The following is a 24,697-nucleotide window of genomic DNA, read 5'->3' on the forward strand; positions in this document are numbered from 1 at the left end:
CAAGCTCTAGTAAAAATACTAAAATTTTATTAGTATAGTGATACTGTGGTCAAGCCACGGTATGTGACAACGCATGTGTTTTTCAGTCCACATAATAACACTTATAAGGAAATGAAATCGAATTTACTACCAACTGCATAATATCTAAAACCGATTTTTTTCACTACTTCACTATCTAGTATATTTCTAAGATCAATTATTATCGGAGATTTTACTAAATTATAAATTTCTTGAAAATTAAGTTCTTTAAATTCTAACCACTCAGTTGCAATAACTATAATATCGGTTGATTTACAGGCTTCAACTGCTAAGTCTAAATATAGCAAATTTTTATTTTCAAAATTCTTTTTCGCATTTTCACAACCAATTGGATCAAATGCTTTAACATATGCACCTTTATTTAATAAAATCTTTATAATTTTGATAGCAGGACTTGCTCTAACATCATCTGTCCCTGCTTTATATGTTAAGCCTAAAATTGCTATATTTTTACCTTTTAAATCTCTGTCTAACAAAGTAGCTATCTTATCTACTATGTTACTTGGTCGCTGCTTGTTGCTTGTAATTACTGCCTTAAGAATCTTACAATCGATATGATGGTTTGTTACAAGATTATTTAATGCTAGAATATCTTTTGGAAAACATGAACCGCCAAAACCAGGTCCTGCATTTAAAAAATTTTGACCGATTCTTTGATCAAGCCCTATACCTTTAGATAAATCTTTAATATTACCACCGATTTTTTCACATAAATCAGCCATTTCATTAATAAAAGCAATTTTGGTAGCTAAAAAACTATTTGCAGCATATTTAATAAGCTCGCTTGTCACTAAATCAGTCACCACAAACTTTGTTCCTTGTTCTATTAAAGGAGCATAAATTTTTCTTAAGATCTCCTCTGATTTTTCATTATTTACACCGACAACTATACGATCAGGATATAAAAAATCTTCTACAGCACTACCTTCCCTTAAAAACTCAGGATTGGAAGCAACATTAAATGAAAAACCTTTTGATTTTAAATAGGCTATAATATTACTGCAGCTATCAGGCGGAACAGTGGATTTGATGACTATTAAACAATCCTTATTTATATACACTGATACCTTATCAATAGCATCATAAACATATTTTAAATCTGCTTCTCCCGACTTTTTTGAAGGTGTACCGACCGTAATAAATATTGCTTCAGCATTTCGCAGTTCATTATTATAAATATTTGTAAATTTTAATCTTCTAGCTAGCAGAGCTTTCTGTAAATATTTATCAAGGTTCAACTCATAAATTGGTAATATTTGCTTATTTAACTTAGATATTTTAACTTCATCATTATCAAGACAAGTAACATTATGACCTAAATAGCTTATAATAATACCTGATACTAATCCCACATATCCGCTACCGATAAATGTAATATTCATAATTTTTGTGATTTTTATATTAAATTCTTAGATTATACGTTATATTCAACTAACGTAACAAGTATACCTTGAGTCAATGAAGGATCAGTATACTTTGAAATCAATTCAAAAAGAGATAGGAAGTTCACAAGGTGAGGAGCGGAGTTGTATAGCGTATCACTTAATACATAAAGTACCGTAACCCTTGTGAACGACAACACCAATTTTTGAAGTTCATCAAGTATACAAAGCTTTTATTATATTTCAATAAATTTGCCAAGCTCAAATGAATTTTATTAAAAAAACCTTTATTAGTATTTTTATAATTCTTATTTCATTGTTTGTTACAATAACTCTAACTGTTTATAGTGCAAATACAGGACACTTAAATGAACCTTTGAGAAAAATAATTGAATTTTATTTAAGTAAAAATGATATAAAAGCTGTACTACATAATTTAGAATTTAAAGAAAACCGATTATCTATAGATAAAATTTCCTTAAGTCTTATAGATAATGCTAGAGGAGAAATTAACGATTTTAATCTTTGCTTTAATTTCAAAAATTTCTTCTCTAATGCGTTAATAGAGGCTAATTTTAATATTGATAAATTTTCCGTAATCTCAAATAAGGATGATGAAATTATAAATACTGCAACGACTGGTGATTATTCGTTAAATATACTCACAAAAGATGTTCTAACCAACATACGATTAACTTCAATAAAAAGTGATATCTTAGCTGATGAGCAAGGGGAAAGCTTACCTCCAGGAAATGCCTTATGCTTGTATAACATTTCTTATTCTAAAGATAATCCAAAAAGCATTAATTGCAAACTTACCTTCGGAGACAAAGCTTTTTTATCACTAAACGGTATAATAACCGATCAAAATATTGACGCAAGTGCAACTGCCGCAAATATGCCTTTAATAATTTATCAAACATTCGAAAAAATTATTCCGGATAATTCTATAATCTCATATTTACGAGCACATATAAAACAAGGTTATATACAAAACGGAGAATTAAATATTAAATTAGATAAAAAATTTTTAAAAAAAAATATTTTAGTAGAAGATAATTTAAAAGCAAATTTACATATCTCGAATTTTGAATATCAATATCATAAAGATATACCGCCTTTAACTAAAGTCGATACGAATATAATTATTTCAGGACCGGAAATAAAATTTCTAATTAATGAAGCATATAGCGGTAACAGTATTGTTTCAGACGGTATTATGACTTTCAAATGGGAAGGACCGGATAAATCACAATTCGTTTTTAATGCTACTGCTAAAGGTGAAATTAACGACTTAATTGACTTTATTCCAAGTAATGCATATCAAAATATTAAAGCCCAAAATATTGATCTAAAAAAAATAAAAGGAACGGCAAATTCAATAATAGAGTTAATAATCCCTATTAGCCAAAATATCCCTAATAGTTATAATGTGTTATCAACATTAACAAATATTTCCTTTAATACTTTAGACAATAATATTTCATTACAAAACGGCGAAGCCAAAGTTAGCTTTAAAGATAATAAACTAAACATTAGCGGTAAAGGTAAAATTAATAATTATGCAAGTAGCTTTACTTACGATCATGATATATCAGATAACAATAATGAGTGTTTACTTAAAATAAAAAGTAATATTACGGCTAAGAATCAAAGACTTGGAGTATTTAAATTAATTTCAGGCAGTACCGTTCTAAATTTTGAGTATAAAAAACAGCATAATAATGAGAATTATATTACCGTTAATTCTAATCTTGATAATTTAGAATTTTATATAGATAAAGTATCTATTCATAAAAAATTATATAAAAAAGCCAATTTATATTTATATACTAAATTAAATGACAAAAATTTCGATACAAATATCGCATTTAATCTTTCAGGGCAGGATAATCTAAAAATTAATGGTAATGCCTTAATTAAGAAAAATATTTATAATATTAATCTAGCCTCTGTTAAGCATAATAATACAGATTTAAAAGGAAAAATAATCATAGATAACCATAATCTCAATACAGAACTTTATGGAAGCGGATTAGATTTATCAAACGCTAATATGATGCAGTTTTTAGAAAAAGAGGGGGATTCTACACGTAATATTAATTTAAAAACTAATATATCAAAAATTCTTTTAAAGAATAATATAATTCTCTCTAATCTTGATTTAGCAATCAAATGTGATAAAGTACGGTGTTTCTCCGGTTTTCTAAATGCTAATATTGATAATAAAAAAGTTAAGATGTCGCTCACTGCTAAGGAAGCTTTTGAACAATGGCTAATCGAATCAGATAATGCCGGAGCATTGCTTAAAGGACTCGGAATGTATACAACTATGCAGAACGGTCAAATTAACATCAACTTAAATACAAAAAGATATGAAGTAAAAAAAGGAGAAATAGTGCCGATATTAGACGGCAAATTTTCTATAAAACATTTTATGGTAATTGATACTCCTTTTTTAACACGGCTTGTTTCCTTTGTTTCTCTACCGGGTTTTCTTAGTTCAATAACTAATAATAAAAATATTTTATTTGAAGATATGACTGGCAAATTTAATTATAGAGGGAATATTATTACAATTTTTGATACAGAAGCACATGGACCGTTTTTTGATTTTACTATGAAAGGTAATATTGATACCAAGCAGCAATTAATTACGGTTAAAGGAAACGTTATTCCTTCCTTTTTCTTAATCAGCAATATTGTAATCAAAATACCGGTAGTCGGTAAAATATTTTCCAAAGTAGCCCCTTACTCACTAGAAATGAAATATTAAGTAACTAATTTAAAGCTATTAGATTTCATGTACAAAATTTTAAATCATTCCTTTATATCATACCTGCGGAAGCGGGAATCTAGAAATCAAGAAGCTCAAGTCACTACAGCTTCTAAAGTTAGAACACTTAATTTGTTTCACTGTTTTCTGGATTCCCGCTTTTACGGGCATGACATACATAGATATAAATATTTAATCGGTATTTTACTTTTAGGCTTAATTTCCGGTCTTACGTTTAATTTAATTTTTTTTACAGTCCCATATCAATTATCTGAGGCAAAATACACCACTGATGTAATAGGTTCGATATCATTAGCTGCTTTTCCATATTGCTTAAAAGTCATATGGTCACCTTTTATAGATAAATACTCTATACCTTTTTTATGTGCTAAATTTGGTCACAGGCGTAGCTGGGCATTAGTATCGCAAATATGTTTAATCCTAGCAATGACGGGATTCTTAAACATAAGCCCTTGTAATAATTTATATATTACTGCCGTTATCTTATTTATTATTTCATTCTGCAATGCTACTCAAGATATTGTACTTGATGCATATAGAATTGAGAGACCTACATCGAAAGAAGAACTATCAATAGCTTTTACTTTTAGTAGCATAGGGTTTCGTTTAGGTATGTTACTTGGCAGCGTCGGCGCTTTATATTCATCAATTATTTTTGGCTGGAATATTGTATATAAATTTGCTCTATTAATTACTATACTTGGACCTATAGTAATTTTATGTGTCAAAGAACCAAAATCAAAAGCAATACGTCATACAACTATTAACTTAATAGGATTACAGCAATATTTTGAAGTTATAAAAAAAAGTATTATATCCTTAAAAAAGGAACAACAATATTTACTGCTAATTATATTGTTTGTATTTTTGTACAAAGCTGCAGATTCTATACCTATGGCTATGAGTTCACCTTTATTTCTAGATTTAAGTTTTACTACTCATGAAATTGCTGTTATTTACAAAGCTTATGGGTTACTAATCATGATAGTCGGGGGAGCTTTAGGTGGCATTTTAACTGCAAAAAGAGGTATATTTCATAGTGTCTTAATTGGTGGAATTATTCAATCATTATCACCTCTTATGTTTATGATTCTTGCTACTATCGGCTATGATATAAGGACATTTATAATAACCGTGACAGTGCAAAATTTTTGTGCAGGATTTGCCGGAACTATTATCTCTATCTATTTTGCTAGCCTTTGCAATAGTGAATTTGTTGCCACACAATATTCCATTATTGCATCTTTTAGCTCTCTTAGCCGTATTATTCTAGCTAGCCTTGGCGGTATTTGTGCAAAATATCTTACTTGGCCTTCATTCTTTTTAGGTAATACTCTGTTTAGTATGCTATTCATACCGATATTTTATAAAATATATAGAAAGAAACTAGTGATTAAAAAAATATGACAATTCTTAAAAAAGGTTTATAACATTGATTATATACTTCTATGAAATTTAAAGAGTAGGCATTTTTATGAAATTATATAGTTTGCAAGAACACTTATTAGAATTAAAAATAAGGCTTCTTAGAATATTTACTACTTTTATAATTATATTTGCTATTTGCTATTACTTTAGCGATACTATTTATAGTTTTTTATTAAAGCCGCTTGCTAAGCTAAGCGGTGATACAACACGAAATATAATTTACACAGGACTTACAGAAGCCTTCTTTACCTATATTAAACTTGCAGCTTTTACTGCTTTTACTATCATTATACCGATGATTGCTTTAGAGTGTTACTTATTTATCAGTCCCGGGCTACACCGCCATGAGAAAAAAATTATCACTTTTATTCTTTTTATGTCACCTATTTTATTTTGGTGCGGTAGTATTTTTGTATTTTATTTTGTAATGCCAAAAGCGTGGCATTTTTTTCTTAATTTTGAAAAACGTGATATAATAGTACCGATAGTTTTGGAAGCAAGAATTAGTGAGTATCTAAGTTTAGTTATTCATCTTATTATTGCTTTTGGAGTAGCTTTTCAACTACCGATCGTGACAATAATATTAAACATATTAAAAATAGTTCAGGTACAGACACTTAAGCAAAAAAGACGTATTGCCGTGGTAATTAATTTTATTATTGCGGGAATATTAACACCTCCTGACATTTTAAGCCAGTTTGCTCTTGCAATACCACTACTTTTATTATATGAAACTTCAATAGTGATATGTAATTTTATAGAAAAACCGAGGACACTAAATGTTAAATATCAAATGGATTAGAGAAAATCAAGAATTGTTCGATAAAAAGCTTAGCCAAAGATTTATTGAACCTATGTCTAGTAAAATTGCTATGCTTGACGGAGAGAAAAGAAAAATTACAAGTTTAATTCAAGAATTTCAGCATGCACGTAGGGTAAAATCAAAGATTTTAGGTAATATGGCCTCTAAAAGTAGCGAAGAGTTTGAAGGACTACAAAGAGATGTCAAACATATAAATGAGAAGTTGGAAGAACTTGAACAGGATCTAAATAATAATAATGAATTAAATGAGCTATTAAATATGCTTCCTAATATTCCGGATGAGGAAGTACCTTATGGGATTGATGAAAGTATGAATAAATTAGTGCGTACTTATGGAGAGATAAATCCAAATGCTTTAAATAAGCAGCATTTTGAACTAGGCACAAAATTAAATTTAATGGATTTTGAACAAACCTCTAAAATTTCAGGAGCTAGATTTGTAACATTAAAAGGTGATTTAGCAAAGCTAGAACGTGCTTTAATTAACTTTATGCTTGATGTTCATACTAAAGAGTTTGACTTCTTTGAGATATCACCTCCGGTATTAGTTCGAGATAATGCTATGTATAACGCAGGACAACTACCTAAATTTGCTGAAGAGTCTTTTTCAACAACAAACGGTTATAGACTAATTCCAACCGCAGAAGTAGCTTTAGTAAATATAGTTGCTGATACTATTATACCAAGAGAAAAGTTACCGATGCGTTACGTTGCTTACACCCAGTGCTTTAGATCAGAAGCAGGTAGTAGCGGTAGAGATACAAGAGGTATGATTAGATTACATCAATTCGGTAAAGTAGAGCTTGTATCTATTACTACTCCGGAAGAGTCACAAAATGAACATGAATATATAACTAATGCATCAGAGACTATTTTACAAAAACTTAATCTACCTTATCGTGTTATGTTACTTTGCACTGGAGATATGGGATTTACAGCAAGAAAAACCTATGATATAGAAGTATGGCTTCCTGGACAAAAGCAATATCGTGAAATTGCGAGCTGTTCTAATTGTGGCGATTTTCAAGCACGTAGAATGAAAGCAAGATATAAAGAATTCGGCAGTAATGAAACTACCTTAGTGCATACTTTAAATGCTTCAGGATTACCTATCGGAAGAACTATGATTGCAATATTAGAAAATTATCAGAATAAAGATGGATCAATAACTATACCTGATGTCTTGATAAATTATATGGGAGGGTTACAAAAAATCACTACATATAGTGAATAATTGTTTATTAAATATAAATAATAAGGTAAAGTTTTGTAATAATTCTAGGGTTTAGAGTAAGTCAGATCAAAATGGTTATATAGTTTATATGTCATTCCCACTAAGGTAGTGTTGCATAGACTGGTAGAACCTACTGTATCACCCCATAGCTTTTGATGACTACGAGGCAAAAAAACAACTTAAAATACTAATAATTTCAGTATTTTTAATTTGATTCCGCGATCAAGGTCACGGGATGAAAATTGGACAATTGATCTACATAACAATACTTTTTCTGGAATGACATAGAGAAGTTTTCAGACACTATGAAAACTAATATTATAAGCCCTTACAAAATGGTAATTTAAATTCAGGTTATTTGTGTTTAGTGATTTACGAAAGTGTGATAAGGATATATACAATTATAACGCTCCTAATTTTATACCTATAGCATGTCATTATAATGAAAATACTTTACTTACCAAAGATGGTAAATTACTACAAATTATTAAAATACACAGCATTAATTCAGAACATATTAGTGATAACTTAAAGAATTTACGTGAAATGGTTAGATTTTCTATAAAAAAGAATATAACCAATTATGATTTTGCTTTTTGGCTACATACAATACGAGAAAAACAAAATTTAGACGATTCCACTCCTTATAAAAAATTACTACCAGCAAATATTCATGCACTATGGCAAAGAAAAAATCATTGGAATGATAAATTCGTTAATACTTTATATGTATCTATAGTACATGATTCCGCCAAAGTTAATATCACAAATTTTAACTCCTTAATAAATTCTTTATCTCATAAATTAATTACTAATTTTGAAAATAACTACTTAGATTCAGCTTTTCAAAAACTAGAAAATACCACTAATAATATTTTAAAAGATTTAAATGAATTCAGTGCTGAAAAACTTGGTATAATATTTGAAAATGATAATGTTTTTTCTAAGCCTTTATTTTTATATAATCGAATAGCTAATCTTAACAATCATGATTGTTTAGTACCTATAATAGATTTATCTGACGCATTAGGGAGAAGTACTTATAAAATTAGCGGCGATAAAATGGTAGTTACAGATCATGAGAAAAATAACAAATTTGTTTCTTTACTATCTATAAAAGAATATCAAGAAACTCCTTCTAGCGCACTTGATAAATTTTTACAGTTACCGATTGAATTAATAATAACTGAAATATTTTACTTTGTTAGCAAAAAACAATTAATATCCAAATTGCAAGGTCAAGATTATATTCTAAAAATTACCAACGACTCAACTTTAATTAATCACAAAGGGATTGATAAACTTAATGATGCAGCTAACTTAGCTTTGCAATTTTGTAATCAGCAAATCTCAATTACTGTTATAGAAGAAGATGAAAATCAACTCGATACAGCCGTAGCTAAAGCATCAACCGAACTTTTTAAACTTGGTATTGTTCATGTAAAAGAAGATCTTAATATTGAACAAATATTTTGGTCGCAATTACCTGCTAACTTTGCCTTTATCCGTAGAATGTCACCATTATCTGTAGAACATATTGCTTCTCTTACCGCTCTTCATAATACTACACTCGGTAATCAATATAATCCCTGGGGTAGAGCTATCACTTTACTGCGAACTGAAAAAGGTACTCCATATTTCATGAATTTTCATGATAAAACGAATAAAGGTAATACTTGCATCTTTGGTACAGAAAAAACTGGTAAAACCGTATTATTGAACTTTCTAATATCAGAATCGACTAAATATAACCCCACAATAATTTATATCTCTAATAATAATGATTCTAAAATTTTTATTGAAGCAATAGAAGGCAAATGGTTAGAACCGGACACACAAATTATCAATCCATTTTTAGTAGATGATACAGAACAATCAGAAGCTTTCATTTTAGAATTTTTAAAATTAATCAGCGGTCATTATATTGCACCTCTTAGTGAAATAGAGATATCTTTCTTAGAAAAGTTAAAAAATAAAATTTTATCAATTGAAAAAGAAAAACGTATTTTCTCCGATATTTTAAAATTAGAAGATTTTAAAGAAGCAGGGGGAATACAAATACTTGATAAATTTAAAGTTTTTACCGAAGGACAATTATATTATCAATTATTTGATGGACCATCTCTTAACATTCAAGAAGGAGAAGTCATAGGGTTAAACTTATATAAACTTTCTGATGAACCGTTTTCTAAACAATTTTACCCGATGGAGAGAAAATTGTTAGAACAGTTTAATAATAATTTAAAGAAGCATCAAAGTATTAGTGCAGCAATAATTTATGCTTTTACTTATCATTTAAGCCTAGTTGGCACAAAACCTAAAATATTTGCTGCCGATAATTTTGACAAACTTTATAAACCTGAAGTTTATTATGATAATATAAATTTAATTTATAATAATCTATCTAACAATAATGGTATTTTCGTTAGTAATTTCAATTTTATTTATCTTAAGTCATATCCTAAATATACTATAAAACCTTGGCTTGATTTAATTAATACTAAAATTATTCTACCGTCTGATGTTAAAATAGAAGATTTAGACAAAATTTTAGGCTTAAGCGAACTGGAAATACGAAAATTATCACAACTAATACTTTCTACAAGGATGTTCTTAATTAGTAAGGATAATGAATCTATAGCTTCTGAATTAAGTATTGCCGCTTTAATAGGCATTGTCCGTATTTTATCAAGCAGACAAGAGGAAATGGATATTTATAAAAAAATACTTGAACAACACCAAGGTCCTCCAGATAATTGGGTTAACTACTTATATCATGCGTTAAATATGGACTCATGAGAATAGCGCATTAGTTTTAAAATATAGAATATAAAACATAAAAGGGGGGTTTTCCACCTTTTATATAAATTAATTATCATATGTTATTGGCGATAATTACAAAGTAACTAATTATAAAAACAACGAGCATAAAGAATACTCTAAAGTGTTAAAAAAATATTTACTATTTTTCTTATTTTCATTTTTCTCATTTAATGTATATGCATCTATTTGGGGTGATGTAGCCAATTGCCTTAGCGACCCATGTAATTGTGGTCAAAGTGAGAGAACAGAAATTTGGAATAAGGGCAGCCACAATGAAGTAAAAAGAGGACCTTTTAAACCCAATACATTGTGTCCTCCTTGGAATAAAAGTGACGGCCGCAACAATGATACTTGTTTATTAAAATTTGATTACCCAGGTACATTTATTGGTTTTTTACTCAATAGATGTGCAGAAGAAGCCCCTGATAGTAGTTACTTTACTCCAAAAATTCGTATTAGAGTTCAAAGTTGTAATGCTGCAGCTTGTTGGCACCAAAGCTCTACTTTAAATTGGGATGGAGAATGTGTAGTATGGCCTACAGGTTATGGTATACCTCTAACTAGAGTTTGTGCTAGAATTGCCGTACCGGATATGTCACCACCTCATGGAATCAATTCTAACTCTGCTCCTGCAGATCCAGGTTATACCGATGGAGTACATCTCAATAAAGTTGGTTACACGGAAAATGATAATAAGATCATAGGTGTAGACGGGAAAATAGTGAATTTAAAATCGCCTAAGCTTTGTGCTTATAGTGATCCTGGACTTGTTAATCTTATTTCAGATTCCGGGGTACATCTTGATCCGATGGACTGGAATCCTAATCGTCAACCTCTTCACCAAACTAATGAACTTAGCCCTATTGCAAAACTATTAAAATTTTTAGTTGGAATAGTAAAAGGAGCAAATCTGCCAAGTTTATTAGGGCAGCTTCTTGGTATGATAGATCAAGATTCAGCATTTATAAAAGTACTTCAATCAATACTTAATGCAATAGGAGAGATTTTTAATTTTTTTCCTAGTTTAATAATAAAAGTTATTGAAGCACTTGGATCATTGAACGGTTCTGTAGATAGCTATTCTTTTGGTTGTGTACAATTACCTTTAGGACCTTTTCCACCACCATATTGTCTAAATTTGGATTATATTAGAATTAATCCTAAAGCTAATAATGTATGTAGTATAAAAGATTCCAACGGCAAATTTGATCAATCTTCTACTAGTCCAGCTTGTGTAGTGTCTAATGTTAGAAACAATATTGTTAATAATACCATACGTGTTAGCTTTAGCAATCTTGTTCCACTTTGCACAGGACCTACCCCTGACCTCAAAACTTGTGTACAACTAAAAAATATAGATTTTGCTTCAGCAAAAATTACTCATACTAATACAGCTTTTAGAGATCTTATAAAACCGTGTAAGAACACTTCAGGCGGTATCCCATGTATTAATACAGAAATCCCTACCCCATGTAGTGTTACAGCTGACGGTTGTAATAATGGATTTAGAATAGTATATTCACAGAAAATTGGTACTGTAGAAACACCTAACGATTATTACATAAGCGATATACCAGACTGTCCAAGTTCTAATTCAACTACCTGCCAAAAAGTGTGGGGAGTTAACATTGGCGAATTTAAAGATGTAAGTGTACAATTTCCTAAAATACAAGGACAAGATCAAGCTGGTTTAAGTAAACCTGAACCAACAAGATTCACTTTAAAAGACAATAATGGTAAAGATAGAAATCTTTATGTCGCTATTAGTAATATCGAAGATGATAAGCAAAATCCTAATAATATTTGCTTATTCGAGTCTAGTAATTTAATAGATTGTATACCACGAGTAAATCACTCTTACAACTTAGTTGTTTACGAATGTGCAAAACAATATGCCGGAATTACCTGTAATAATAACAATGCCCACGATGCTTATTATAACCCGCAATTCATTGCTTCAGTGCAGGTAAGAGATGGCAATAATATTATAGATGAAACAAGCACTCTTGTAACGCCGTTATCATATACCGGACCTCCACCTCCCAATCCCACTGACACAGAAAGCACAGTAATGCTTGCTGGTTATACTTATAGTTCTTCCGTTGCATTTATACCTCAAGATCCGCCAAAAAATCCAACGGAAGATAAATATATTGCTATACCGTTTTCAGGAGAAAATGCTCTAAATCAATTGACTATTCACGGTAAATATAAAAATGATCAGAAACCTTACAATAATAAGGGCAAGGCAAACCCAGATGCAATATATTTAAAATATTTAGAATATATAAACGGTAAATATATACAAGGCGGAACACATGCCTGCTTGATGCCGAAAAATTTCCAACATTGTAAACCTATGCCGATGTATAATGGTTCGCCTATTTCCAGTTACAATAATGACTCGATAAATTGTGTACTTGCTAAACTACATAACAAAGATACTATAAATTGTAAGGATTTTAAAAATAAATATAACATTATCTATCCAAATCTTGGATTATGTGGAGATACAAGTAGCTGCACTCTAAAAGAAACAGTACCAGGTCCAGGAAAAGGCATTACTATTTATACTTGCAATATAAATAATATTCCGAGTAACTGTTATACCAATAACGATAACCCTAATACTCCAATATGTGTTTTAAGTAGGAATTATACAGATAGAATCGAGCCAGAACCTAACATAGGACCAATATTAGATGCTTTAAGATATTATAAAGTGACATATACAAAAGAAGATGCAAATAATCCTCCTGCACCAATATATAACGCTGAAATTTCAGATGTAAGAGATAAAACTTGGCAAGAACTAAATCTTTGTACTCCTATATTAGTACCTACTTGTAAAGCAATTAATACTCCTTCAAACCAACATGGTAATGCATTATGGCCTGAAAGCGATATAGGGGAACTTGTAAAAGGAACATGCCCAATTAATTGGGTAGTTATTGACCCTAGTAAACCTTTAGAACGCTATTGCTTATCACACCTTGATAGAAAGGTTGTCGAGTTCGCACCTTTAGGTAAAAATGTCGGCTGTAGAGAATCAAAAGGATTGCTGTTAGATATTATTGACAATACATTTCCAACACAATTAGTTAACACTCCTTATGATCATGCAACTAAAACAGGTGACTTTATTTTCAATGTAGCACCTGAATGGAATTCAGAATGGCATATTATGACATTTCCTAATAATAATCCGAATACTTTTATAAGTGCATCAAATGAACCAGAAGGTACAAAATTATATACTATAACTTTTAAAGTAACTTTAGATGCCATTATGGATGATTTAGATTATTTCAAAATATTAGATTTATGGTACGACGATTGTACATTGTTATATGTCAATGACAAAAAAGTTTTTAGTGCCCCAATATCTTCTATTGATTCTTTAGACGATCCAAAACAATGTAATAATGGTAGAGATCAAGGCAGAGCATTACAAGCTAAAGTTAATAACCAACTTATTAGTACAAGCAATCCTATTGACATCAGACCCTATCTACATCAAGGTGAAAATTTTATAAAGTTCCAATTAAGAGTGATGCACGGTGGAGGACTATATTATCACATGCAATATAAAATGAAGAGATAAATTAAAAAATGAGTTGGATTATTTTTTATACGGTCATTGCTGCTTTATTGATTCTCGATCTGGGGATAGTACACAAAAAAAACACTGTAATGAGCTTTAAAAAAAGTATACTTTTTAGTCTTTTCTATTTTATAATCGCTTGTTTATTCGGTATCTATGTTTACTATAATACTGGAACAGATCATGCTCGTGAATATTATACTTGCTTTCTCATTGAGAAAGCTATGTCACTTGATAATATTTTTATTATCTCGATTATTTTCCAATTTTTTAGAATTCCTGAGAAATATCAACATCGTGTTTTATTTTTCGGTATAATAGGTGTAATAATATTCAGAGCTATAGTAATTTACGGCGGCATTATTATTATAAAGAAATTTGCCTGGTTATTGTATATTTTTGCTGTAATACTTATTGCTACTGGTATAAAAACTTTTTATGTATCACATAAAACTTATTATATACAGAATTCTTATATTTATAAGTCAATAATGAAAAATCTAAATATTACTCCTAATCTTGAAGGTAGTAAATTTATTGTTAAACGTAATAACAAATTATATTTTACTCCCCTTTTTATATCTCTAGTACTGATAGAAGCAATAGATTTAGTCTTTGCTATAGATAGTATACCAGCAATATTTGCAATTACTAATGATGTTTATATAATTTATACTTCAAATATTTTTGCTATTTTAGGGCTTAGAGCATTATTCTTTTGTTTAGAAGAGATTGTAGAACGTTTCAGTTATATAAAATATTCTTTGGCTTTAATTTTAATATTTATCGGATTTAAAATATTTATTCATCATTATATAGCGATGCCGGTATATGTTCCCCTCACAGTAACTATTACTTTATTACTATTTAGTATCATTGCTTCCATAATTAGAAAAAATATGACTGACCCTTAATAAAGGGGGTATATAATATTTTTTTATTTTTTAAATAATTATCATGACTAAATTATTAAAATTATTTTTTTACTATCATGATTTTTAATAACATTACTCTTGCAAAAGAAACAGGTTTTTATATAGGAACAGAAGGCGGAATAACTGAACCGGTCATTAGTAAATTCCAATATAAACACTCAAATACTGCAATAATTTTAAAAAAATCAAGCATGTATAGGGGGAAAATAGACTATATAATATATCCACAGATAGCTGCATTCTCGGCAACTTATCAACCTAAATATCTCCTACATGACTTATTACCCACTCCAGCAGATAACACTAAAGTATTATCAAATATATATGCTAAATCTTATTTATGATTTAGCAAAAATAAAAACTTTTAGACCTTTTGTAATACTTGGAGGCGGAATAGCACTAGTGAAAATTAAGCCTACCGCTTCTAGGTGGAGTGTTATATAATATAGTGATTATTTTAAAGCAAGAAGAACTCATAAAAATTGTGGTGCGTGGCAAGAAGGGCTTGGGATTTCATAAGATGAAACTTCAAATTTAAGTAATGGATGCAACTGCAAAATTACAAACGGCATCATAGAGTAATGATTAATTATGATACGCTTGATATAAAAACGGCATTATTAATACCGGTAAATCCTATAAAAAACTATAGCCGCTGGAGAATTTGGTATAGAATTTACTTATAGATTGCCATTTTAAGAATTCTGTGCAATATTTGATATAAAGAAAACCGGAATGCAGTTCTGTCCGTTATCATACCGTGGTTAAACCACAGTATGAAAGAGAAGACTTTTCCGCTACATGCAATAACACAAATATAAACCAACAATATAAGGAAAAAACTATGTCCCAAAAAGCTACTAACTCTTCTTCTACCTCTAATGGTCATGATAAGATAGTCAAAAAACCGCATTCCGTACAATCCGTTGTTAACGGCACGATTTCAGATCATAACACTTATGATGAAGTACCATATGAAAGCTACCCATATGCTCTTACCAATCCTTATCACTTAAGTACACTTGCAACCCTTTTCGGTGTAAATGCTCCTGAAGTTGAACATAGCAGAATATTAGAACTTGGTTGTGCTGCAGGCGGTAATTTAATACCGCATGCAGTTCTTTACCCCAAAGCTCATTTTGTTGGTATTGATTTGTCTAAGGTACAAATTAATGAAGCACACAAAAATGTTAAAGAACTAGGATTAAAAAATATAGAGTTCCATCATTGTTCTATAACCGATATTGACGATTCTTTAGGTAAGTTTGATTATATAATTTGCCACGGCGTAATTTCTTGGGTACCAAAAACCGTTAGAGATAAAATTTTTGAAGTTTGTAATAAAAATCTTAACCTAAATGGAATAGCATATATTAGCTATAATACGCTACCAGGCTGGAATATGGTCCGTACTATTAGAGATATGATGATGTACCATTCTAGCTCATTTGTAAATGTGCGGGATAGAATAGCTCAATCTAGATTGTTACTAGAATTTGTTAAGGATAGCCTAGAAAACTCTAACACTCCTTACGCAGAAGTATTAAAAACCGAAGCAGGGCTGCTTGCTAAACAAACTGATCATTACTTACGTCACGATCACCTAGAAGAAGAAAATGCTCAATTCTACTTCCATGAGTTTATGAATGAGGCAAGAAAGTACAATTTACAATATTTAGCCGATTGTAATCTCTCGACTATGTATCTCGGTAATATGCCGCCAAAAGTAGTAGAGCAGTTAAAAGCTGTGAACGACATAGTGAGAACCGAACAATATATGGATTTTATTACGAATCGTCGTTTTAGAACTACTTTATTATGTCATAGTAATATCAAAATTAATAGAAATATTAATAATGAGGATATAACGAAATTTAATATGATCTTTAATATAGTACCTGAAAAGCCACTTAAAGAAGTGGATCTTAACAATACTTCTGAAAGCTTAAAATTTTTTTTAAACGGTAATAAAGACTCTAACTTAACAACTAGCTCACCTTATATGAAAGCTATTTTATACACTTTTAGCGAGAATCTAAATAACCCGTTAAGCTTTGAGAAAATAACTGCAGAAGCTAATAAAAAGCTACATAATACTAAATTAAATGAAATTAAAGCTGAGCTTTTAAATAATGCAATGAAGCTAGTATTACAAGGTTATATTAGTATTACAAATCAGAAACATCGCAATAACCCTGAGCTTGATAAACCTAAAACAACAAAAATGGCTATACATCAAGCAAACCACACACCTTATATGTGGGTAACAAATTTAAAACATGAGCCAATCAGCATTAATTTCTTTGAGAAGTTTGCACTTAGATATATGGACGGAAAGCATGATAAAAAAGCAATCATTGAGGCTGTACTTGGTCATGTAGAGAAAGGCGAATTAACTTTAAGTAAAGAAGGTCAAAAAGTAGAAAATAAAGAAGAAATACGCAAAGAATTCGAAGTATTATTTACTCCAATGATTGAGAAATTTTCTTCTAACGCTTTGTTGGTGTAATATACTTCATCATGACCTGCGCGACTAAAGTCGTTGTTGCATGGATCAGTGCAACAACGCTTATCTAAGTTACGGGGTTGACACCAAAGTAATACTTAAAAACATAAAAATAAATTATGTCCATATTTTTTTATTTATTTGCAACATTAATAACTATAAGCAGCTTTTGCGTTGTTTTAAACAAAAATTCCGTATATTCGGTATTATGGTTAATTTTTGCGTTTCTCAATGGCTCAAGTCTTATGATTTTGCTTGGTGCAGAATTTCTAGCTATGATGCTGATATTGATTTATGTTGGAGCTGTAGCGGTATTATTTCTATTTGTGATAATGATACTCGATTTGCATTTTAATAAGGCAATAACACAGTTAAAAAAAAATCTAGCTTTAAGTATTTTTATATCTCTAATAATGTTTGCTGATTTAGTAATAATTATTTTACTTGGTACTAAGAATATTAATTTCAACTCCGATATATCGTTTGCCATAAAAAATCATATCTCAAATACTAAAGCAATAGGTAATATACTTTATACTGATTTTATGCTACCATTTCAAATAGCAGGGCTTATTTTGTTTGTTGCTATGATTAGTTGCATTGTATTAACGCTTAAAAAGTGTGAGGGAGTAAAACGTCAAGATATATCAAAACAATTAAGCCACAATAAGGAAAATGCTGTATTAATGACAAAACCTCTTCTCAAGAAAGGAATTGAGGATATTAAATATGAATGAATATATTTCGCTTAATCATTATTTAATCTTAAGTAGCTTAGTTTTTACTATCGGCATGTTTGGATTATTTATGCACCGCAAAAATATTATCAATATATTAATGTCCATTGAGTTAATGCTGCTTGCAGTTAATATAAATTTTGTTGCATTTTCCGTGCATATGCAAGAATTATCAGGACAAATTTTTAGTATCATAATCTTAACTGTAGCAGCATCCGAAACCTCTATAGGGCTTGCAATATTACTTATATATTTCCGTAATACAGACTCAATTGAAATTACTGATATTAATCAGATGAAAGGATAAAGATGTATAATACCCTTGCCATAATGATCATTATGTTACCGCTAGCCTCTGCAATAATAAACGGGTTATTCTCAAAAGTTATAGATAAAAAATTAGCTCAAGTAATTGCAACCGGCTTTTTATCTTTATCTGCTTTATTCTCATTAATAATATTTTGCCATACGGGCTTAGGTGGGAATATTATCCATATAAAATTATTCCCGTGGATTGTCTTAGAGCAATTCAGAGTAAACTTTGCTATTTATGTAGATCAGCTCACTATCATAATGTTTATAGCCATAACATGGGTATCAAGCGTTGTGCATATTTACTCGCTTGGCTATATGGCAGAAGATAAAGGGATTATACGTTTCTTATCATTTCTTTCTTTATTCACTTTCTTTATGTTAATGCTAGTATCAGCAGATAATTTCTTACAGTTATTTTTTGGCTGGGAGGGGGTTGGATTTTGCTCATATCTACTAATCGGATTTTGGCATTTAAAAGAATCAGCCAATAAAGCAGCAATTAAAGCTTTTATAACAAATAGAGCCAGCGATTTTGCTTTTATCTTAGGCGTAATAACAATAATTTTTTACTGTGGTTCAGCAAATTATAAAGATGTATTTTCATCTACAGAGTTATTATCTAATACAAAAACATTGCTACAATGTTCCATTCTAGATACTATTTGTTTATTACTATTTATCGGTTGCATTGGTAAATCTGCACAGATTGGTTTACATGTATGGCTTCCTGATGCGATGGAAGGGCCAACTCCGGTATCTGCACTTATTCACGCAGCAACTATGGTAACGGCAGGAGTATTTTTAGTGGCACGTTGTTCGTATTTGTTTGAATACAGCCCTATAGTTCTACAATTTATTACAATAATCGGCGGAACTACTTGTCTTTTTGCAGCAAGCATTGCTCTTATGCAAAGAGATATTAAGAAAATTATTGCATACTCAACTTGTAGTCAGCTTGGTTATATGTTCATAGCTTGTGGAGCATCTGCCTATAATAGTGCAATATTTCACTTAGTAACTCATGCTTTTTTTAAGGCCTTACTATTTTTATCAGCTGGTAGTGTAATACATGCAGTTCATGAACAGGATATTTTCAAAATGGGTGAGTTACGGAATAAGATGCCGATCACTTACGGCAACTTCTTAATTGGTTCACTTGCATTAATAGGAATTTATCCGCTTGCAGGATTTTACTCTAAAGACTCAATTTTAGAAGCATCTTATAGTAGTGGATCGTTTATGTTTATTTTTGGAATAGCGGCAGCAATACTGACTGCTATTTATTCAATGAAGATTATTATATTGGTATTTCATGGTAAAACTAAGCTAGAAAAAGATGTTTTTAAGCATGCTCACGAACCTTCTAAAATAATGAATACTCCACTTCTATTACTCGTCGCAGGAAGCTTTTTTAACGGTATGATTGGCTATTATTTACTCTCTATGAATAAACCACACAGCTATTTCCATGAAAGCATATTTAATTTACATATTTATAAATTACTAATTAGCCACCCGCCTTTATATATACAATTACTACCTATGGTGGTTGGTATAATAGGGATTATTACAGGGATTTACTTATATAAGTCAAGTACATCATTCCAGCAAAAGCGGGAATCCAGTAAAAATATCAAAAACTGGATACCACAGTCAAAGCTCAGTACGAGTATAACATTTTTTAGCAAAATTAAATCTTTTAGGTTAATAGGTAATATCCTATATAACAAATATTACTTTGATGAATTATATAACTATCTAATTGTGAAGTCTATTAACTGCCTAGCCTGTTTATTTTATCTCGGTGATCAGAAAATAATTGACCGTTTTGGACCGGCTGGTTTTTCACGAGTCATTAATTGTTTTAGCGTTCTTACCAGCAAAACACAAACAGGATATGTTTTTAATTATGCTTTATATATAGTATCATTTATTGTTGCAACAATTAGTTATTTTGTTTTTACTTTCTTTTAAAAGTAGTATTTCATACTCTTAATTTATTTTTTATTTGCACTATTCTTTATTTATTGGGGTATTATATACAAGGATGCTAGAATTACCTATTATATCTATCAGTATTTTTCTGCCGCTAATAAGCGTGCTATATATTTTGCTATTCATTAGTCAAAGTAAAAAGGTGAATAAACCAATATATGTAATGTATGTTGCAGTGCTTAGTTCTATTTTAACATTCATTTCAACTATTTATATTTTAGTAGAGTTTGACTCCTCAAATCCCGCTTATCAATTTGTTGAACATTATGCATGGCTTGATAAGATTGGTCTTGAATTTCATTTAGGTGTTGACGGTATATCGATATTTTTTGTGGTGCTAACTTCTTTTCTTACCCTTATTTGCATAATTAGAAGCTTATTTACCGTTAAAAAATATATTAAAGAATATTTAGTATGTTTTTTATTAATGGAATCTTTTTGTATAGGAGCATTTACCTCTATAAATCTACTATTATTTTATCTGTTTTTTGAAGCAATATTAGTACCGATGTATATTATTATTGGTGTATGGGGCGGCGAAAATAAAATATATGCAGCGCTTAAATTCTTTTTATATACTTTCTTCGGCTCAGTATTTTTTCTACTTTCATTAATTTATATTTATAGCAAGATTCATAGTTTTAATTTAACATATATTCCTGATCTTACCGATAATATTCCATTATTTGCCCAAAAAGTTTTATGGTGTGCAATTTTTATAGCCTTTGCCGTTAAAATCCCTATGATTCCCTTTCATACTTGGCTACCTGATGCACACGTACAAGCTCCAACCAGTGGCTCGGTTATTCTTGCCGGTATTCTATTAAAACTTGGCGGCTACGGTTTTTTAAGAGTACTACTTCCATTACTACCAACTGTTTCACAAACATTTGCAATTTATGTAATTTACCTTAGTATAATTGCTATAATATACGCATCACTTGTAGCCCTTGCTCAAAAAGATATGAAGAAGATGATAGCCTATTCATCAATTGCACATATGGGATACGTTACAATAGGTATTTTTAGTGTTACTGAAGCTGGAATTAGTGGAGCAATATTTCAGATGCTTAGCCACGGTGTGATTTCTTCATGTTTATTCTTAATAGTCGGCACTTTATATGAAAGACTCCACACTAAAGAAATAGCTAAATACGGTGGTGTAGCAAATAAAATGCCTGTGCTTGCTACATTTTTTATGATTGCCATCTTTGGTTCTATTGGACTACCTGGTACTAGTGGATTTATCGGGGAATTTTTAAGTTTACTTGGAATTTATAAGGTAAATGTAGCAGCAACTTTTGTAGCCGCTCTTGGCATAATCCTTGGAGCAGTTTATATGCTGAAATTATATAAAAATGTTATGCTGGGTACAATTACCAATAAAGAAATTATGCATTTCAGAGATTTATATAAATACGAAATAATCTCAATAGCTCCTTTAATATTATTGATTATTTACTTTGGTCTAATACCGAATTCTCTTATAAATATATTCCGTCTATCGATAGAAAATTTGTTAATGAGGTTTTGATGGTTAATGTTATTTTCAGTCAAACCTATAGAAAACAAGTTTTTTTAGGCTTGTTTTCTCAATTAATGTGTAATACCAATATTAAAATTATTTTTTCCACCTACACGGAAATGACATAGTAACATATGCTATCACTTCACCAATTACAGTTTAACATAGCACAAAGAAATTTATTCGATCTAAGTCTTACTTTTCTTCCTTATTCTATTACGTATATAAAAGGAGTTAACGGTTGTGGTAAAAGTTCGATGCTACGAATGATAGCAGGAATTATGCAACCGAGTAGTGGTAATATATACTATAAAAACTGTAATATTAATAACAATACACAGCATATTTCAGAAAGCTTCAGACAAGATGAATTTAAAGGCGAGCCTGCGCAGCGTATAAAAATACATAAGCCAAAACACATCCCGCAAAATTCACTTGTATCAAGCTTTACAAAATATGCTGTAGCTAAACCTTATTGTACTTATGTAGGTCATAATTTAGGTCTAAAGCTTGAAATGACTGTTTTTGAGAATCTAAAATTTTGGTCAGAAATTTATAATTCCACTGAGGCCTTACATGCCGCTATTCATTATTTCAAATTACACGATTTATTAGATGAAAAATGCTATAGTTTATCTAGCGGGATACAGAAAGTTGTAGCCGTAGCAAGGCTTATTGCTTGCCCATCAGATTTATGGTTACTTGATGAAGTTGAAACGAACTTAAGCAAAGAAAATAGAGATTTGCTAAATAATTTAATTATCATGAAAGCAAATAGCGGCGGTATTGTACTCCTATCCTCACATCTAGAAAAATCTATAAAATCTGCACAGATATTACAACTGGATTAATTATTATTGTTTTGCGTATTTTTATAAATCTTCCAATGTAAAATAAAAAATACAAGCTCACTATAATCCAAATTGAACAATTAATTATTGTCTTACAGCAGCGCATACTTTAGTAACTACTATATATTCATTCTTATAACTAATTCTCTTTTATTCTAGTACTTTTGGAAGTAACCCTTTTAATTGTTCATATAAATCCTTATCATATAATTTTATTAGTACTGTACTTTTACTCCTCTTTAATTAGTATAATTCGGTAGAAATAAATTTAATAGAAAGTGTTATTAACAGAACGATAGTAGTAACAAAATAAACTACCATACTATAAATTTTAAACATAATTATTGAGATATTTTTAGGTACTTTTCACTAAATTATATCCTTGGTTTAAAAAATTTTCTAAATAAAACCGAATATATTTTACTGATTCAGGGATATTTCACCATTTAATTGATATTTATGCACCTGAGCAATTATTAAGACATCCAAAACTAGGAGCAAGTTTCAAAGGACTTGCTCTATAATAAACAAATAAATGCAGCGAGGATTGCTATTACAATAATCAAGAAGGAGAGTTTGATTTATTTATAAGACATAAAGGTTTAAAATTGGGCTTCGATTTAAGCTTAGCGATACTCAAGCAGTAGAATATTTAAAATTAGATGATCAATTTATTATATACTTCAGACAAATGATTAAGTAATATCACTGTTGTTCCGGTTAAGAATGTTGTGTAATTTACTTACCTATATTCATAATCCTTATATAATTTACTGGCTAGTGCCTGTTCCCATTTGTCACCGTTTTGCAGTAATCTTGCCTTATCGTAAATAAGTGCAGTATGGGTAAGGCTTGCAAACTCGAAATTATGACCCTCAACTATTGCATCTACTGGACAAGCTTCTTGGCACAACCCGCAATAAATGCATTTTGTCATATCGATATCATAACGAGTAGTACGCCTACTGCCATCATCTAGTTCATCTGCTTCAATCACTATAGCTTGTGCAGGACAAATCGCCTCACAGAGTTTACAAGCAATGCAACGTTCTTCGCCATTTTCATAACGACGCAGTGCATGCTCACCCTTAAACCTTGGACTAACAGGACTTTTTTCATAAGGATAATTGATTGTAACTTTAGCTTTAAAAAAATATCTCAAAGTCAAAGCCATCCCTCTTACTATCTCATATAGAAAAAACGATTTTAAGTAGTTTATCATTCTCTATTAAAATTTTAAGTTTGAATTGATAGCATTAAGTAACTCCTTAATAGTAGGAACATAATGTCCATCTGAAAGTTTCGCATCATACGTATGCTATGTCATATTACGGTCAGTGATCATATAAATGCATAGATCTTCATAATTTATTATACCAGCAGTAAAAACCTCTTTAAGAACTTCTTTAGGATAATTAAGGACTTATATACCTTTCGCCGTAAAAATATTCTTTCAAATTTTTATTCTTCAATATATTTTCATAAAGCTCTGTACTTATTTTTGTAGACTAGCACCTAACATAATCTATCTTTAAAAGAGTATACATTTTCTACAATATTTACAACTTTTTATCATTCTTGATTTGTAATATTGGAACAAATAATTGCAATATCAATATCAGAGCGCTTTTTATTATCACCTCGACTGCAAGAACAAAAAAGCCATACTTCCTTTATAAAAAGTAAAGATTTCAATTTCTCAA

General features: G+C 30.2%; 16 protein-coding genes and 1 pseudogene. 14 read left to right on the top strand and 3 right to left on the bottom strand.

Annotation, left to right across the window (positions count from 1 at the left end):
- Positions 1-101: 101 nt before the first annotated feature.
- A complete protein-coding gene (locus tag AAGW17_RS00925; RefSeq protein WP_347939077.1) occupies positions 102-1,421 on the bottom strand; it encodes a UDP-glucose dehydrogenase family protein in 1,320 nt (439 codons plus the stop codon).
- Between the two features lie 265 nt (positions 1,422-1,686).
- On the opposite strand from AAGW17_RS00925, the gene AAGW17_RS00930 reads away from it, so the two are divergent.
- From AAGW17_RS00930 to AAGW17_RS00995, 14 genes and pseudogenes are all read left to right on the top strand, one after another.
- Entirely contained in the window at positions 1,687-4,197 is a 2,511-nt protein-coding gene (locus tag AAGW17_RS00930) for a DUF3971 domain-containing protein (RefSeq protein WP_347939078.1), read from the top strand.
- Between the two features lie 27 nt (positions 4,198-4,224).
- Positions 4,225-5,625, top strand: a complete 1,401-nt coding sequence (locus AAGW17_RS00935; protein WP_410528106.1) for an MFS transporter — start codon at positions 4,225-4,227, stop codon at positions 5,623-5,625.
- Positions 5,626-5,692: 67 nt separating this feature from the next.
- A complete protein-coding gene (gene tatC, locus AAGW17_RS00940; RefSeq protein ID WP_347939079.1) occupies positions 5,693-6,448 on the top strand; it encodes a twin-arginine translocase subunit TatC in 756 nt (251 codons plus the stop codon).
- Positions 6,426-7,703 (top strand): serine--tRNA ligase, encoded by a 1,278-nt coding sequence (serS, locus tag AAGW17_RS00945; RefSeq protein WP_347939080.1) that lies wholly within the window; start codon positions 6,426-6,428, stop codon positions 7,701-7,703. Before tatC ends, serS begins: the two co-directional genes overlap by 23 nt.
- A 360-nt stretch (positions 7,704-8,063) precedes the next feature.
- Positions 8,064-10,502, top strand: a complete 2,439-nt coding sequence (locus AAGW17_RS00950) for a VirB4 family type IV secretion/conjugal transfer ATPase (RefSeq protein ID WP_347939081.1) — start codon at positions 8,064-8,066, stop codon at positions 10,500-10,502.
- Between the two features lie 145 nt (positions 10,503-10,647).
- Positions 10,648-14,130, top strand: a complete 3,483-nt coding sequence (locus AAGW17_RS00955; RefSeq protein ID WP_347939082.1) for a hypothetical protein — start codon at positions 10,648-10,650, stop codon at positions 14,128-14,130.
- Positions 14,131-14,138: 8 nt separating this feature from the next.
- Positions 14,139-15,044 (top strand): TerC/Alx family metal homeostasis membrane protein, encoded by a 906-nt coding sequence (locus AAGW17_RS00960; RefSeq protein ID WP_347939083.1) that lies wholly within the window; start codon positions 14,139-14,141, stop codon positions 15,042-15,044.
- A gap of 43 nt (positions 15,045-15,087) precedes the next feature.
- Positions 15,088-15,764 (top strand): annotated as a pseudogene (locus tag AAGW17_RS00965) (porin family protein).
- 145 nt (positions 15,765-15,909) lie between these two features.
- Entirely contained in the window at positions 15,910-17,574 is a 1,665-nt protein-coding gene (locus AAGW17_RS00970; RefSeq protein ID WP_347939084.1) for a class I SAM-dependent methyltransferase, read from the top strand.
- Between the two features lie 116 nt (positions 17,575-17,690).
- On the top strand, positions 17,691-18,308 hold the full coding sequence (locus tag AAGW17_RS00975; RefSeq protein WP_347939085.1) for an NADH-quinone oxidoreductase subunit J: 618 nt from the start codon (positions 17,691-17,693) through the stop codon (positions 18,306-18,308).
- On the top strand, positions 18,301-18,615 hold the full coding sequence (nuoK, locus tag AAGW17_RS00980; RefSeq protein ID WP_347939086.1) for an NADH-quinone oxidoreductase subunit NuoK: 315 nt from the start codon (positions 18,301-18,303) through the stop codon (positions 18,613-18,615). The genes AAGW17_RS00975 and nuoK overlap by 8 nt, the downstream gene beginning before the upstream one ends.
- Before the next feature lie 2 nt (positions 18,616-18,617).
- Positions 18,618-20,597 (top strand): NADH-quinone oxidoreductase subunit L, encoded by a 1,980-nt coding sequence (nuoL, locus tag AAGW17_RS00985; protein WP_347939087.1) that lies wholly within the window; start codon positions 18,618-18,620, stop codon positions 20,595-20,597.
- A gap of 73 nt (positions 20,598-20,670) precedes the next feature.
- Positions 20,671-22,152, top strand: a complete 1,482-nt coding sequence (locus AAGW17_RS00990) for an NADH-quinone oxidoreductase subunit M (RefSeq protein ID WP_347939088.1) — start codon at positions 20,671-20,673, stop codon at positions 22,150-22,152.
- A gap of 125 nt (positions 22,153-22,277) precedes the next feature.
- Positions 22,278-22,994, top strand: a complete 717-nt coding sequence (locus tag AAGW17_RS00995; RefSeq protein WP_347939089.1) for an ATP-binding cassette domain-containing protein — start codon at positions 22,278-22,280, stop codon at positions 22,992-22,994.
- A 742-nt stretch (positions 22,995-23,736) separates the two neighbouring features.
- Here AAGW17_RS00995 and nuoI read toward each other — a convergent pair.
- Both nuoI and AAGW17_RS01005 read right to left on the bottom strand, forming a co-directional pair.
- Positions 23,737-24,216: an NADH-quinone oxidoreductase subunit NuoI gene (gene nuoI, locus AAGW17_RS01000; RefSeq protein ID WP_347939090.1), complete on the bottom strand. Its 480-nt coding sequence runs from the start codon at positions 24,214-24,216 to the stop codon at positions 23,737-23,739.
- Between the two features lie 350 nt (positions 24,217-24,566).
- Positions 24,567-24,689, bottom strand: coding sequence for a nucleotidyltransferase domain-containing protein (locus tag AAGW17_RS01005; protein WP_347939091.1), 123 nt, complete (start codon positions 24,687-24,689; stop codon positions 24,567-24,569).
- Positions 24,690-24,697 lie beyond the last annotated feature (8 nt).

It is taken from the genome of Rickettsia sp. Oklahoma-10 (assembly GCF_039954865.1).
In the GTDB taxonomy this organism is placed as follows: domain Bacteria; phylum Pseudomonadota; class Alphaproteobacteria; order Rickettsiales; family Rickettsiaceae; genus Rickettsia; species Rickettsia oklahomensis.

Coding starts and splice junctions, on each gene's coding strand:
- tatC (WP_347939079.1), top strand. CDS start 5,693: ATGAAATTATATAGTTTGCAAGAACACTTATTAGAATTAAAAATAAGG.
- AAGW17_RS00975 (WP_347939085.1), top strand. CDS start 17,691: ATGTCCATATTTTTTTATTTATTTGCAACATTAATAACTATAAGCAGC.
- nuoI (WP_347939090.1), bottom strand. CDS start 24,216: ATGATAAACTACTTAAAATCGTTTTTTCTATATGAGATAGTAAGAGGG.
- nuoL (WP_347939087.1), top strand. CDS start 18,618: ATGTATAATACCCTTGCCATAATGATCATTATGTTACCGCTAGCCTCT.
- AAGW17_RS00960 (WP_347939083.1), top strand. CDS start 14,139: ATGAGTTGGATTATTTTTTATACGGTCATTGCTGCTTTATTGATTCTC.
- AAGW17_RS00930 (WP_347939078.1), top strand. CDS start 1,687: ATGAATTTTATTAAAAAAACCTTTATTAGTATTTTTATAATTCTTATT.
- nuoK (WP_347939086.1), top strand. CDS start 18,301: ATGAATGAATATATTTCGCTTAATCATTATTTAATCTTAAGTAGCTTA.
- AAGW17_RS00990 (WP_347939088.1), top strand. CDS start 20,671: ATGCTAGAATTACCTATTATATCTATCAGTATTTTTCTGCCGCTAATA.
- AAGW17_RS00935 (WP_410528106.1), top strand. CDS start 4,225: ATGTACAAAATTTTAAATCATTCCTTTATATCATACCTGCGGAAGCGG.
- AAGW17_RS00970 (WP_347939084.1), top strand. CDS start 15,910: ATGTCCCAAAAAGCTACTAACTCTTCTTCTACCTCTAATGGTCATGAT.
- AAGW17_RS00995 (WP_347939089.1), top strand. CDS start 22,278: ATGCTATCACTTCACCAATTACAGTTTAACATAGCACAAAGAAATTTA.
- serS (WP_347939080.1), top strand. CDS start 6,426: ATGTTAAATATCAAATGGATTAGAGAAAATCAAGAATTGTTCGATAAA.
- AAGW17_RS00925 (WP_347939077.1), bottom strand. CDS start 1,421: ATGAATATTACATTTATCGGTAGCGGATATGTGGGATTAGTATCAGGT.